This is a genomic window from Pseudomonas sp. NY8896, from assembly GCF_039634505.1.
This window is the reverse complement of record NZ_CP132350.1, coordinates 4235116-4248133: the sequence shown is the minus strand read 5'-3', so window position 1 is coordinate 4248133 and position 13018 is coordinate 4235116. Positions and strand designations below refer to the sequence as shown.

The following is a 13018-nucleotide window of genomic DNA, read 5'->3' as shown; positions in this document are numbered from 1 at the left end:
AGTAAGGAGCATCACCATGTGTGGAATCGTAGGTCTGTACCTGAAAAAGCCCGAGCTGCACGCCCAGCTTGGCAAGCTCTTCGAGCCCATGCTCGAAGCCATGACCGACCGTGGCCCGGACAGCGCCGGCTTTGCCATCTATGGCGACGAGGTGGCCGATGGCTGGGTCAAGTTGACCCTGCAGGCCGCTGACATCGACTACCCCTGGGCAACCCTGATGGGCCAGTTGGAAGGCCGCCTGGGCTGCTCGCTGAACGGGTTCCAGAACGCCAGCGCTGCTGTGCTCAAAGTGCACACCGATGAAGCCACCGCCCGTGCTGCGTTGGCCGAGCTGGCGCCCGACGTGCGCATCATGAGCGCCGGGCAGAGCATCGAAATTCTCAAGGGCATGGGGTTGCCGGCAGAAATTTCCAGCCGCTTCGGCCTGGCCGCGATGAAGGGCAGCCACATCATCGGCCATACCCGCATGGCCACCGAAAGCGCCGTGACCATGGAAGGCAGCCACCCATTCTCTACCGGTGCCGACCTGTGCCTGGTGCACAACGGTTCGTTGTCCAACCACTTTCGCCTGCGCCAGAAACTCAAGCGCGAAGGCATCAGCTTCGAGACCGACAACGACACCGAAGTGGCCGCCGGCTACCTGACCTGGCGCCTGCAACAGGGGGACAGCCTGGCCCAGGCCCTGGATGGCGCGCTGGAAGACCTGGACGGCTTCTTCACGTTCGCCATTGGCACCCGCAACGGCTTTGCCGTGATCCGCGACCCGATTGCCTGCAAGCCTGCGGTGCTGGCCGAGACCGACGATTACGTGGCCATGGCTTCGGAATACCAGGCGCTGGCCAGCTTGCCTGGCATCGAGCACGCAAAGGTCTGGGAGCCGGCGCCGGCCACTTTGTACGTCTGGGAGCGCGAAAGCGCCTGACTTGCCATCGAACCCCTGGAGAACCTCATGAAAACGATCGACCTTTCCAACACTGCGGTGCGCGTGCTCAACCAGTCCCTGCATGGCGAGGTGCAAGACCAGGAATGGCGGGTTACCCACCCGGACGGCAAACACAACCTGGCTGTGGGCATCAACGCTGCCGTGGCCGTGGATATCGAAGGCCACGCTGGCTACTACTGCGCCGGCATGAACCAGCAGGCCAGCGTCACCGTGCATGGCAATGTCGGTGTGGGGGTGGCCGAGAACATGATGTCTGGCTCGGTGCGGGTCAAAGGTAGTGCTTCCCAGGCCGCCGGTGCTACCGCCCATGGTGGGTTGCTGGTGATCGAGGGTGACGCCGGTGCCCGTTGCGGCATTTCCATGAAGGGCGTGGACATCGTGGTGGGCGGCAGCATCGGCCACATGAGCTGCTTCATGGGCCAGGCCGGGCGCCTGGTGGTCTGCGGCGATGCCGGCGATGCACTGGGCGATTCGCTGTACGAGGTACGTATCTACGTCAAGGGCGCGGTGCAGTCGCTGGGCTCGGACTGCATTGAAAAAGAGATGCGCGCCGAACACCTGCAAGAGCTGCAGGAACTGCTGAACAAGGCCGGCCTGGACCATAAGGCTGCCGATTTCAAACGCTACGGCTCGGCCCGCCAGCTGTACAACTTCAAAGTCGACAACGCCAGCGCATATTGATCCAGGAGCATTCCAATGAGCGAGCAATTCCCCCCGGTACTGCGTGAGTCGGCCACTTTCGATCGCCTGACCATCCAGGAAATCCAGCGTGCTGCCGAAACCGGCATCTACGACATCCGCGGCGGTGGTACCAAGCGCCGCGTGCCCCACTTCGACGACCTGCTGCTGCTGGGGGCCAGCGTGTCGCGCTACCCGCTGGAAGGCTACCGCGAGAAGTGCGGCACTGATGTGGTGCTGGGCAACCGCTTTGCGAAAAAACCGATTCACCTGAAAATCCCAGTGACCATCGCCGGCATGAGTTTCGGCGCGCTGTCGGCCAACGCCAAGGAAGCGCTGGGCCGTGGTGCGACCATCGCTGGCACCAGCACCACCACTGGCGACGGCGGCATGACCCCGGAAGAGCGCGGCCAGTCGCAGCACCTGGTGTATCAGTACCTGCCATCGCGCTACGGCATGAACCCCGACGACTTGCGCAAGGCCGACGCCATCGAGATCGTCCTCGGCCAGGGCGCCAAGCCGGGCGGTGGCGGCATGCTGCTGGGCATGAAAGTGACCGAGCGAGTGGCCGGCATGCGCACCTTGCCGGTCGGCGTCGACCAGCGCAGTGCCTGCCGCCATCCGGACTGGACCGGCCCGGACGACCTGGCGATCAAGATTGCCGAGATTCGCGAGATCACCGACTGGGAAAAGCCGATCTACGTGAAGATCGGCGCCAGCCGCCCGTACTACGACGTCAAGCTGGCGGTTAAGGCGGGTGCTGATGTGATCGTGCTCGATGGCATGCAGGGCGGTACCGCAGCGACTCAGGAAGTGTTCATCGAGCATGTCGGCATCCCGATTCTGCCGGCCATCCCGCAGGCGGTGCAGGCGCTGCAGGAAATGGGCATGCACCGCAAGGTACAGCTGATTGTCTCGGGGGGCATTCGCAACGGTGCCGACGTGGCCAAGGCCATGGCTTTGGGGGCCGATGCGGTGGCTATTGGCACGGCGGCATTGATCGCCTTGGGTGACAACCATCCGCGTCTGGACAGTGAGCTGAAGAAGATTGGCTCGGCCCCCGGCTTCTATGATGACTGGCAGAACGGCCGCGACCCGGCCGGCATCACCACCCAGGACCCCGAGCTGGCCAAGCGCCTGAACCCGGAAGAGGCGGGGCGCCGGCTGGCGAACTACCTGCGGGTGCTGGTGCTGGAGGCGCAGACCATGGCGCGGGCGTGTGGCAAGTCGCACCTGCACAACCTAGACCCGGAGGACCTGGTGGCGTTGACCGTGGAGGCTGCGGCGATGGCGCGGGTGCCGTTGGCGGGGACTGCCTGGGTGCCAGGGCAGGCGCAGTATTGAGTTGAGCATCGGGGGCCGCTTTGCGGCCCATTCGCGACACAAGGCCGCTCCTACACGGTCCCTTGTAGGAGCGGCCTTGTGTCGCGATGGGCTGCACAGCAGCCCCAAAGCCACCCACCATTCCCACAGGAGTGACGTCATGAAGCACCTCACCCTCGCTGTAATGTTGTTAGCCCTGGCCACCCAGGCCACTGCCGCCGAAACCACCCTGGACACCGGCAACACCGCCTGGATGATCTGCGCCGCGATGTTCGTGCTGATGATGTGCATCCCCGGCCTGGCGATGTTTTACGGCGGCATGGTGCGGGCCAAGAACTTTCTTTCGGTGTTCACCCAGCTGTTCGCCGTGGCCGGCGTTATCGGCATTATCTGGGTGCTGTTCGGCTACAGTCTGGTGGTCGATACCACCGGCATGGTCGAGGGCCAGCTCACCTTCAACAGTTTCATCGGCGGGTTGGACAAGGCGCTGATGCTGGATATCGGCCATGACAGCCTGGTCGGCACCATCCCCGAAGGTGTGTTTGCGGTGTTTCAGCTGACGTTCGCCATCATCACCCCAGCGCTGATTGCCGGTGGTTTTGCCGAGCGCATGAAGTTCACCGCCTCGTTGCTGTTCATGACGGCGTGGTTCGTGCTGGTGTATGCACCTATTGCCCATATGGTATGGGGCGGGCCGGGGGCACTGATGGTCAACTGGGGGGTGCTGGACTTCGCCGGCGGCACTGCGGTGCACATCAATTCCGGCGTGGCGGCCTTGGCGGCGGCGTTGATGCTGGGCAAGCGCAAGGGCTACCCGCAGGTGGCCATGCCGCCGCATAACCTGGGTTTTACTCTGGTGGGCGCGGGGTTGTTGTGGGTGGGCTGGTTCGGCTTCAACGTTGGGTCGGGGCTTGCCGCGAACCAGGGGGCAGGGGTGGTGATGCTGGCGACCATGGTGGCGGCCTGCGCGGGGATTGTCGGTTGGTTGCTGACCGAGAAGGTGATGCATGGTCGACCGACTGCCTTGGGTGCTGCGTCGGGGGCACTGGCGGGGCTGGTGGGTATTACACCGGCCTGCGCATTCGTCGGGCCGCTGGGGGCACTGGTGATCGGTGTGTTGACCGGGGCCATCTGCTTCTTTGCCGTGACCCGGCTCAAGCAGGCGCTAGGGTATGACGACAGCCTTGATGTGTTCGGGCTGCATGGTGTGGGTGGGATGGTCGGGGCGATTCTGACCGGTGTGTTTGCCGCGCCGGCACTGGGTGGCTATGTGGAAGGCGCATCGCCCATTGGGCAAGCACTGGTGCAGTTGAAGGGTGTGGCGTTCACCTTCGTTTACTGCTTCGTGGTGAGCTGGGTAATTCTCGCGGCCATCAAGCTGACCATCGGGTTGCGGGCCAGCCGAGAGGAAGAAGAGCAAGGGCTGGACCTGGCGGAGCACAATGAGCGCGCTTATAACCTTTGACAACACGTTCTGCCTGCCGGCCTCTTCGTGGTTTTACCCGCGAAGGGGCCGGTGCAGTTTGAATCAGTGCCCCATGGCCAACTTGGCACTCATCTGCCGGCGACGGTAGGCACTGTCACGGCTGGCCAGCCACCAGTACAGCGGTGAAGTAATCGCCAGCCCTACCAGCCACGACAGGTCAGCCCCGTTGATGTGCTCGGAAATCGGCCCGACATACAGCGGTGTGTTCATGAACGGGATCTGCACCACGATACCCACCGCATAGGCGATCAGCGCCTGTGGGTTGTAACGGCCGTAGATACCGCCATCGACCTGGAAGATCGACTGGATGTCGTAGTCGCCCTTGTGAATGGCATAAAAGTCGATCAGGTTGATCGCCGTCCACGGCACCAGCACCACCAGCAGCACCAGCACCATGTCGACGAAGTGGCCGATGAAGTCCGCCGAAGCGAACACCGCTACCACGCTGCAGGCTGCCAGCACGATCAACGACAGCACGGCGCGGCTCTTGGCGGTAGGGATCCAACGGTAGGCGAAGGTCTGGATCAGGGTGATGATCGACAGCACCGCACCATACAGGTTGAGGGCATTGTGGCTGATGACGCTGAGCAGAAACAGCACCAGCATGATCGGGCCGAGGGTGCCGGTGGCCAGTTTGACCGCGTCCATGGTGTCCATGCCGGCCGGGATCGCCAGCACGGCCACGGCGCCGAAAATGAACGACAGGCTCGAACCCAGGGCTGAGCCCAGGTAGGTGGTCCAGAACGTCGAGCTGACTTTCACATCTGCCGGCAGGTAGCGTGAATAGTCCGACACATAGGGCGCAAAAGCGATTTGCCACAGCGCCGCCAGCGAAACGGTGGCCAACCAGCCAGCCAGGTTGAAGCCGCCGCGGGTGAGGAAGTCGTCGCTTTGTACATGGGTGAAGATGTAGCCGAAGCCGACCACGATGCCGATGCCCAGCACCCAGGTGCCGATGCGGTTGAGCACGTGAATGAAGCGGTAGCCGATGATGCCGATGATGCCCGAGCCCAATGCACCGATGACGATGCCGACCGGTACCGGTACGGCGTCGACCACGCCATGCAGTGACTTGCCGGCAAGCACGATGTTGGACGCGAAGAAGCCGATGTACATGACGCCGGCGATCACTACCACCAGCAGCGCACCGAGGGTGCCGAACTGGGCGCGGCTCTGGATCATCTGCGGGATGCCCATTTGCGGGCCCTGGGCCGAGTGCAGCGCCATCAGCACACCGCCGACCAGGTGGCCGACCAGGATGGCGACGATGCCCCATACCAAGTTCAGGTGGAACAACTGCACGCCCAGCGCGCCGGTGACGATGGGTAGCGGCGCGATGTTGCCGCCGAACCACAGTGTGAACAGATCCCTTACCTTTCCATGGCGGTCTTGCGGGGGCACATAGCCGATCGTGTGTTTTTCTATCAGGGGTGCCGAATTGGCTGCACTGGTCATGACTGACTCCAAGGCAAGGTAGGGCATCGGGAGCTGCCCGGGGGCGTGCCGGCGATGGGCGACGCGTTCTTGTTGGAGCGATGATGCGGGGCGCGGGGATAACGAGAAATTAGTAAATATGTACCCATAAACCTTAAAAAACCTAAGGCTGACAAAAGCTTAAGCGGGGGACGGTAGCAAGGAGGGTGCCAGCAGGCGGGAAGGCTTGGGATAGAGGGGGTGAGCCCTTTGCCCGTAGCAAGTGGTGGGCTTTGCTGGTGCATCATGCCCATTTTCAGGGCAGCTGAATGGTTGCCAGTAATGGCCCTTTCGCGGGGTTGTCCGCGAAAGGGCCAGCACAGGAGCAAACGGCTACATCGGCAACAACCGGTCTTGGATCACCTCTTTCATCACCAAGGTCGAACTCAGGCGCTTCACATTGGGAATGCTGGTCAGTTTCTCGTCATACAGCTTCTGAAACGCCGGCAGGTCCTTGGCCACCACATGCAGCAAATAATCCGGGTCGCCGAACAGCCGCTGCGCCTCGACGATCTGCGGGATCTCCGCCAGTGCCGCTTCAAAGTCCGCCACCGGTTGGCGGGTTACCTCGCGCAGGGTAACGAACACCAACGCGGCAAAGTTCAGCCCCAGGGCGCTCGGCGCCAAGCGGGCGTGATAGCCCAGAATCGCTCCGGACTCTTCCAGCGCCTTCAAGCGCCGATGGCAGGGCGACAGGCTGAGCCCTACGCGGTCGGCCAGCTCGGTTACCGACAGCCGCCCATCCTTTTGCAGTTCGGCAAGGATTTTTCGATCTGTTCGGTCCATGGGGGAGAGTCTTCCAGTAAATAAATGAAGAGGGGGAATATACGAAAGAAAATCCCCGGGCGGAATCCGTAATCTTTCGACATCCAACGCAGTAGATAAGGAAGATTCAAGTGGCTATCAGTGTGCTGACGGCGTTTTGGGCCGTGTCGATGCTGTTCGTGATAACCCCGGGTGCAGACTGGGCCTACGCCATCTCGGCGGGCATGCGCGGGCGCTGGGTGATGCCGGCGGTGGTGGGGATGTTGTCGGGGCATTTTCTGGCCACGCTGGTGGTGGCGGCCGGGGTCGGCAGCCTGCTGGCAGGTCACCCCTTGGCGCTGACCTTGCTGACCCTGGCGGGTTGCAGCTACCTGCTATGGCTGGGCGGCAACCTGTTGCTGAGCCCGGCATTGCCGGCGGCCGGGCAGGGCGGTGCGGGGGAGTCGGGTTCGCGCTGGGCGTTCAAGGGGTTTTGCGTCAGTGGCCTGAACCCGAAAGTGTTCCTGCTGTTCCTGGCCTTGTTGCCGCAGTTCACCGACCCGCAGTCGAGCTGGCCGGTGCCGTTGCAGATCTTGTTGCTGGGGCTGGTGCACCTGTGCAGTTCACTGGTGATCTATTCGCTGGTGGGTTACGGCGCCAAGGCGGTACTGAGCACACGGCCAGGGGCGGCGAATTTGGTCGGGCGGGTGTCGGGGGTGGCAATGATTGCAGTAGCCTTGGGACTGATTGCAGGGCAAATCAACTGAACTCACCTGTATGCGATGGCTTCGGATAAACTCGCTGCAGCCCAACGCACAACAAGGATGTGCCCCATGCCCGATATCACCCAACTGCTCACCTTCGCCCTGATCTGCCTTGGCATGGTCCTTACCCCAGGGCCGAACATGATCTACCTGATCTCCCGCTCGATCTGTCAGGGCCGCAAGGCCGGGTTGATTTCCCTCGGCGGTGTGGCCCTGGGCTTCGTTATCTATATGTTCTGCGCCGCGTTGGGCATCACTGCCCTGGTGATGGCCGTACCCTTTGCCTACGATGCGTTGCGCATCGGCGGTGCGCTGTACCTGTTGTACCTGGCCTGGCAGGCGCTGCGCCCCGGTGGTCGTTCGCCGTTCCAGGTGCGTGACCTGCCTGCCGACAGCCCGAGGCGGTTGTTCACCATGGGCTTTGCCACCAGCCTGCTGAACCCGAAGATCGCCGTCATGTACCTGTCGCTGATGCCGCAGTTCATCGAACCGGGGCACGGCAGTGTGCTGTTGCAATCGCTGGTACTGGGTTCGACGCAGATCGCCATCAGCGTCACGGTCAATGCCATGATCGCGATCATGGCCGGATCCATCGCCGTGTTCCTTGCCGGTCGCCCATTGTGGCAGCAGGTTCAGCGCTGGTTGATGGGTACGGTACTGGCTGGCCTTGCCGTGCGCATGCTGGCGGAAGGGCGCCGCTGATCGCCCATCACAAGCGTGGGTTCAGTTGCCCAGCACTTTCCCGAGCAGGCGGCACACCTGTTCTGCCGAATAGGGCTTGGCCAGGAAGGTGAACCCCTGGTGCCCGCCTTCGGCAATCGCCTCGCTGTAACCCGACGTGAGGATCACCGGCAACCGTGGGTGCAGGCGGCGCAGCTCACGGGCCAGCGCCAGGCCGCCCATGCCGGGCATGACCACATCGGAAAACACCGCATCAAAGTCACCTGCCGGTCCCTCCAGCTGCGTCAGGGCCTCTTCCGCCGAGCGCGCATAGCTGATCCGATAGCCGTGGTCTTCTAGGATTTGAGCGGTGAAGTTGCCAAGATCAGGGTTGTCCTCCACCACCAGTATTCGCCGTCGTTCGCCCTGCGCCTGCGCCTGGCTGCTGCTTGGGGCATCCGCCGGCAAGGCTGCGGGCGGTGTCTCCTGTGGCAGGTACAGGGTAAAGGTGGTGCCCTGGCCCTGAACGCTGTGCACCTGCACGTCACCGCCAGACTGCTTGGCAAACCCGAACACCTGCGACAACCCCAGCCCGGTGCCTTCACCCGGCGCCTTGGTGGTGAAGAACGGGTCGAAAATGCGCTCCAGCAGCTCGCTGGCAATACCGACACCACTGTCGCTCACCGAGATGGCCGCAAACGGGCCAGGCTGCGGCGCCTGGCCGCGCAGGGCAGGCAGGCTCTGGTCGGCCTGCAGACGCAGCAGCAACGTACCTTCGCCGGCCATGGCGTCGCGTCCGTTGAGCATCAGGTTGATCACCGCCGTTTCCAGCTGGCTGAGGTCGGCGCGGATATGGCAGGGCGCCTGCGGCAGCTTCAGTGCGACCTGGATGCGTGCGCCGGTGGCGGTGTCGAGCATTTCGGCCATGGCTTCCAACCGAGGGCCGGCCTCGAACACTTGCGGGCTGAGGGCCTGGCGGCGGGCAAAGGCAAGCAGTTGGCCGGTCAGCTTGGCGCCGCGGTCCACGGTGTCGGACATGGTCTTGATGTAGCGTTCGCGGCGTTTCTCGTCCAGGTCGGGGCGCTGCAGAAAGTGCAGCGAGGACCGGATGATGGTCAGCAGGTTGTTGAAGTCGTGGGCGACACCACCTGTCAGCTGGCCGATGGCTTCCAGCTTTTGTGCCTGGCGCAGTACGGCTTCGGTGTGCAGCAACTGGGTAGTACGTTCTTCGACGCGGTGCTCCAGGGTGGCGTTGAGCGCCTCCAGCGCTGCCATGGCCTCGCGCACTTCGGCATTGGCCTGCACCCGCTGGATATGCGCCCAGCAACGTTCGGTCACTTCGCCGATCAGCGCTTGCTCGTAGTCGGTCCATACCCTTGGCACGCGGTCATGAATGGCCATCAGCGCCGTCAACCTGCCACCCTTGATCAGCGGTATGCAGATAGTGGCCGTAATGCCGATGGCCTGAAAGGTTGCCGCCTCGTCAGCCGCCAGCTCGCGGAGGTTGTCGTTGATCACCAAAGCCAGGCCGCTGCGCAGTCGGCTGACCGCCATGTGGCCGAAGTCATGCAGGTGGTACTGGCCCACCAGGCGTGGTGAACCGGGTGCCACCGCGTCGCCGCAGATAGTGAAGCCATCCTGGTCCGGCTCCATCACCGCATAGGCACAGCTGGACAGGCCAAGGTGCTCGACCAGCATGCGGGTGGTGATGGCCATGATCTGGTCCGGGTCGTTGGCCTCGGTCACGGCGCGCCCAAGGTTGTCGAGAAAATTCAGGCGCTGGTTGGTGACCACGCTGGCGGTGGTTTCGGTGACCGTGTCGAGCATGCCCAGCACCTTGCCGTCATGGCCGCGTATCGGGCTGTAGCAGAAGGTGAAATAGGCACGCTCGGGGCAGCCGTTACGCACGATCGCCAACGGGAAGTCTTCGATGTACACCGCTTCACCGGCCAATGCACGGTCGGCCATGCTGCTGATGTCGGCCCAAGCTTCTTGCCAGACCTCGCGGAAGGGGACGCCCAGGGCCAAGGGTTTCTGCCCGAGGATTGGCAAGAAGGCGTCGTTGTGCAGGGTAAGCAGGTCGGGGCCCCACAACACGGCCTGTGGGAAGCGCGAGGCCAGGCACAGCGCCACGGTGGTCTTGAGTGCATCCGGCCAGGCCTCGAGCGGGCCGAGGCTGGTACGTGTCCAGTCGTGGTTGCGGATGCGTTCGGCCATCAAGCCGCCGCCGTCTAACCATTTCGCCATGGCCTGATGCCGATCCTTTAGCTTGAGAAGCTAAAAGATGCACTGAGATGGCGTGATTTGCGAGTGTTTTGTAGCGGTCAGCCAGGCGAGTGGTGAGCTGTTAGCGAAAACCCGCCACGATCCCTTTGCGCTCTTCGAGTAAACGGTGGTTATCGGCGGTGTCCTTGTCCCCCAACCGGATACCGTCCACCTCGCGCTGCGGGTCTGACCAGTAAGGTAGCCGGACCGTATCCAGTCTGAAAGCGGTCATGACGGTATACAATTTTGGTCCGTCCGCTGGCTCATGAGCGTAGCCATGGCCATAGGCAAACGGACCGCTTGCGTTATCATGTGCCCCCCCTAAAAGGTGGCCGATTTCATGGGCAAAGGTGAATCTCCCGACCCCGATGCAGCGCACGTTTACTACGGTGAATGCAGTCTCGGCGCTGGCGCCGATCTCACCGGCAAATCCACAGCTCGTGTTGGCGTTGTCACGTAGCAAAACCACCACGTCGGCCTTCAAGGTGTCTCTCATATCATGGACTTCGTCCATGTAACCGTCATCGATCTTCATGAGCCTGTCCAAATCCCAGTTCGGACTGAATGACTGCTCGTAGTCCAGTGGGAACACGTCTGCAAGTTCCAGCGAAAGATCGATTCCGCTTTCGTCGAAGGTCTGGTTCGACTCCTCGATGGCCAGATGAGCCATTGCTCTCAAGTCTTCGCTGGCTTCGTCAGCCTGACGCGAAGCGACAACCAGTACCCGAATAGTGGCATGGCCCGGCTGGTAAGGCGCTATTGCGACATGTTGGCGGGGGCCGAGCATTGCCCCACTTGGTATTGACGGATCGTGGTCGGGAGGCAGCTTCGCTGCGTCGATCTTGCTCAGTACCGTTGCATCCCCACTGGGAAGGAGGCTGTAAGCCTGGCCATCGCGGCGGATGATTCCGCTAACTCGGTTGCTGGAGCGGATCAGAATGATGCTGTTCAGGGCGGCCTTGAGCGAACCGTTTGCTGCAGGGGCGGCACTCTCAGCGATGAGAGTGCCATGCCAGGCAATCGTGCCGTCTGGCAGCGTATGGACTGCTATCCGGTCTGCCAGGAGACGCCCCTCGCCGGGAATTACAAGGCTCAGGCGCTGGGTGTCCGTATCAATGCTCTGTGGATTGATGCGCACCTGCCACTGTTCGGGGATCCACGCCGCCCTGGTAGCCTGCACTGGCGGGTTGATGGTCGAACAGGCAGCTAGCGTTGTCGTTAGCAGCAGGCACAGGAGGCGATTCCAGATCTTCATGGGCACACTCCGAGTGGAGTGCATACGCTAGCAACCCGTTGCGGAACTGGAACCTGGCAGTTTTACTAGGTGGTTCGCCGGTTTCAGCGAATGAAGTGCACCTTGCCGGTGTCGTCATTGCCCATGTATATGCCATACACCCCGGCCTGGCGCTCGAGGATATAGCGCTCGAGAATCTGCCGGATCGCCGGGTAGTAGATTTGATCCCAGGGGATTTCATCCGGTTCGAAGAACTTGTAAGCCAGGGTCTCCGGCCCGTACTGCCCGGTCTCTTCGGTGACGCTGGCGCGGAAGATGATGTACACCTCGCTGATTTTCGGCACGCTGAAGATCGAATAGGGTGAGACGATGTCCGCACGAACGCCGGTTTCTTCCCACACTTCGCGCAATGCCGCCTGCTCGGTGGTTTCCCCAGCCTCCATGAACCCGGCGGGTAAAGTCCAGGTGCCCGGCCGCGGCGGGATGGCGCGTTGACACAGCAGGTACTTGCCATCGCGCTCGATGATGCAGCCGGCGATGATCTTCGGGTTGATGTAATGGATGTAGCCGCAGCCGGTGCAGTGCAGGCGTTCATGGGTGTCGCCTGTGGGAACGCCCCGGGCCAGTTCCGTGGTGCAGTGCGGGCAGTAGCGCGGGGCGTTGGGCATGATCAGCGGCCTATGCGGGGTTCCTTCAGGGCCAGGGGCTCGACAATGTCGCGCACCTTGGCGTTGTCATCCTGCTTCTGGCGCAGGTAGTCCAGGGCCACCTTGGCGGCGGCGCGGACGTGGTCGACCGAGGCCTGGTGGGCCACCAGTGGGTCGCCCCCCTTGATCGCCTCGACGATCTTTTCCATTTCGCGGTTGCTGGCACCACGGCGGTTTTCCTGCGACACCGAGGTGGCGCGCAGGTAGCTGATGCGGGCCTGCAACTGGCGCAGCTGCTGCGCCGCCACCTGGTTGCCGGAGCCTTCCAGCAGCACATCGTAAAAGCCTTGTACCGAATCCAGCACCTGTTGCAGCTCGCCTTCTTCCAGTGCTTCGCGGTTGACCTCCAGCGCGCGCTCCAGAGCACGGATGTCCTTGGCCTTGGCGTTGAGGGTGAACAGCTGCACGATCAGGCCTTCGAGCACACAGCGCAGTTCGTAGATGTCGCGGGCGTCTTCCAGGGTAATGATGGCCACGCGCGGGCCTTTGGCGTCGGCGAATTCCACCAGGCCTTCGGACTCCAGGTGGCGCAGGGCTTCACGCACCGAAGTACGGCTGACGCCCAAGCGGTCGCAGAGGTCGCGCTCGACCAGGCGGTCGCCTGGCAGCAGGTGAAAGTTCATGATCGCGGCGCGCAGCTTGTCGAGCACGATTTCGCGCAGGGTAACGGGGTTGCGGTTGACCTTGAAGCTGTCGTCGAGTGGCTGGCGTTTCATCAGGTGCGCTCTTTATGAGGCTGTT

12 protein-coding genes are annotated in these 13018 nt (G+C 62.6%); 6 read left to right on the top strand and 6 right to left on the bottom strand.

The genetic code is table 11. The features are described from left to right. The first annotated feature begins 16 nt into the window (after nt 1-16). The 4 genes from Q9451_RS18950 to Q9451_RS18935 all read left to right on the top strand — a co-directional run bounded on the left by Q9451_RS18950 (nt 17) and on the right by Q9451_RS18935 (nt 4409). Entirely contained in the window at nt 17-922 is a 906-nt protein-coding gene (locus Q9451_RS18950; protein ID WP_012271897.1) for a glutamine amidotransferase family protein, read from the top strand. 27 nt (nt 923-949) lie between these two features. Continuing rightward, complete coding sequence (locus Q9451_RS18945; protein ID WP_012271898.1) at nt 950-1624, top strand: protein glxC; 675 nt, start codon at nt 950-952, stop codon at nt 1622-1624. Nucleotides 1625-1639: 15 nt separating this feature from the next. After that, nucleotides 1640-2965, top strand: coding sequence for an FMN-binding glutamate synthase family protein (locus Q9451_RS18940; protein ID WP_345960705.1), 1326 nt, complete (start codon nt 1640-1642; stop codon nt 2963-2965). Between the two features lie 139 nt (nt 2966-3104). Next, nucleotides 3105-4409 (top strand): ammonium transporter, encoded by a 1305-nt coding sequence (locus tag Q9451_RS18935; protein WP_012271900.1) that lies wholly within the window; start codon nt 3105-3107, stop codon nt 4407-4409. 63 nt (nt 4410-4472) lie between these two features. Here the strand turns inward: Q9451_RS18935 and Q9451_RS18930 are convergent, their stop codons facing one another. After that, on the bottom strand, nt 4473-5885 hold the full coding sequence (locus tag Q9451_RS18930) for a cytosine permease (protein WP_012271901.1): 1413 nt from the start codon (nt 5883-5885) through the stop codon (nt 4473-4475). A gap of 351 nt (nt 5886-6236) precedes the next feature. Beyond that, nucleotides 6237-6689 carry an Lrp/AsnC family transcriptional regulator gene (locus tag Q9451_RS18925; RefSeq protein WP_012271902.1) on the bottom strand — a complete coding sequence of 151 codons (453 nt, stop codon included), beginning with the start codon at nt 6687-6689 and terminating at the stop codon, nt 6237-6239. Between the two features lie 110 nt (nt 6690-6799). Here Q9451_RS18925 and Q9451_RS18920 point away from each other — a divergent pair, with 110 nt between their 5' ends. Together Q9451_RS18920 and Q9451_RS18915 are read left to right on the top strand one after the other, a co-directional pair. After that, nucleotides 6800-7414: a LysE family translocator gene (locus Q9451_RS18920; RefSeq protein ID WP_012271903.1), complete on the top strand. Its 615-nt coding sequence runs from the start codon at nt 6800-6802 to the stop codon at nt 7412-7414. Between the two features lie 66 nt (nt 7415-7480). After that, nucleotides 7481-8113 (top strand): LysE family translocator, encoded by a 633-nt coding sequence (locus tag Q9451_RS18915; protein WP_012271904.1) that lies wholly within the window; start codon nt 7481-7483, stop codon nt 8111-8113. A 21-nt stretch (nt 8114-8134) separates the two neighbouring features. Here Q9451_RS18915 and Q9451_RS18910 read toward each other — a convergent pair whose 3' ends face one another. From Q9451_RS18910 to Q9451_RS18895, 4 genes are all read right to left on the bottom strand, one after another. After that, a complete protein-coding gene (locus tag Q9451_RS18910) occupies nt 8135-10318 on the bottom strand; it encodes an ATP-binding protein (protein WP_012271905.1) in 2184 nt (727 codons plus the stop codon). A gap of 100 nt (nt 10319-10418) precedes the next feature. After that, entirely contained in the window at nt 10419-11591 is a 1173-nt protein-coding gene (locus Q9451_RS18905) for a zinc-dependent metalloprotease family protein (protein ID WP_012271906.1), read from the bottom strand. A gap of 83 nt (nt 11592-11674) precedes the next feature. Beyond that, entirely contained in the window at nt 11675-12238 is a 564-nt protein-coding gene (locus Q9451_RS18900; RefSeq protein ID WP_012271907.1) for an NUDIX hydrolase, read from the bottom strand. A gap of 2 nt (nt 12239-12240) precedes the next feature. Next, nucleotides 12241-12993 carry a GntR family transcriptional regulator gene (locus Q9451_RS18895; RefSeq protein ID WP_003256074.1) on the bottom strand — a complete coding sequence of 251 codons (753 nt, stop codon included), beginning with the start codon at nt 12991-12993 and terminating at the stop codon, nt 12241-12243. Between the last annotated feature and the right edge of the window lie 25 nt (nt 12994-13018).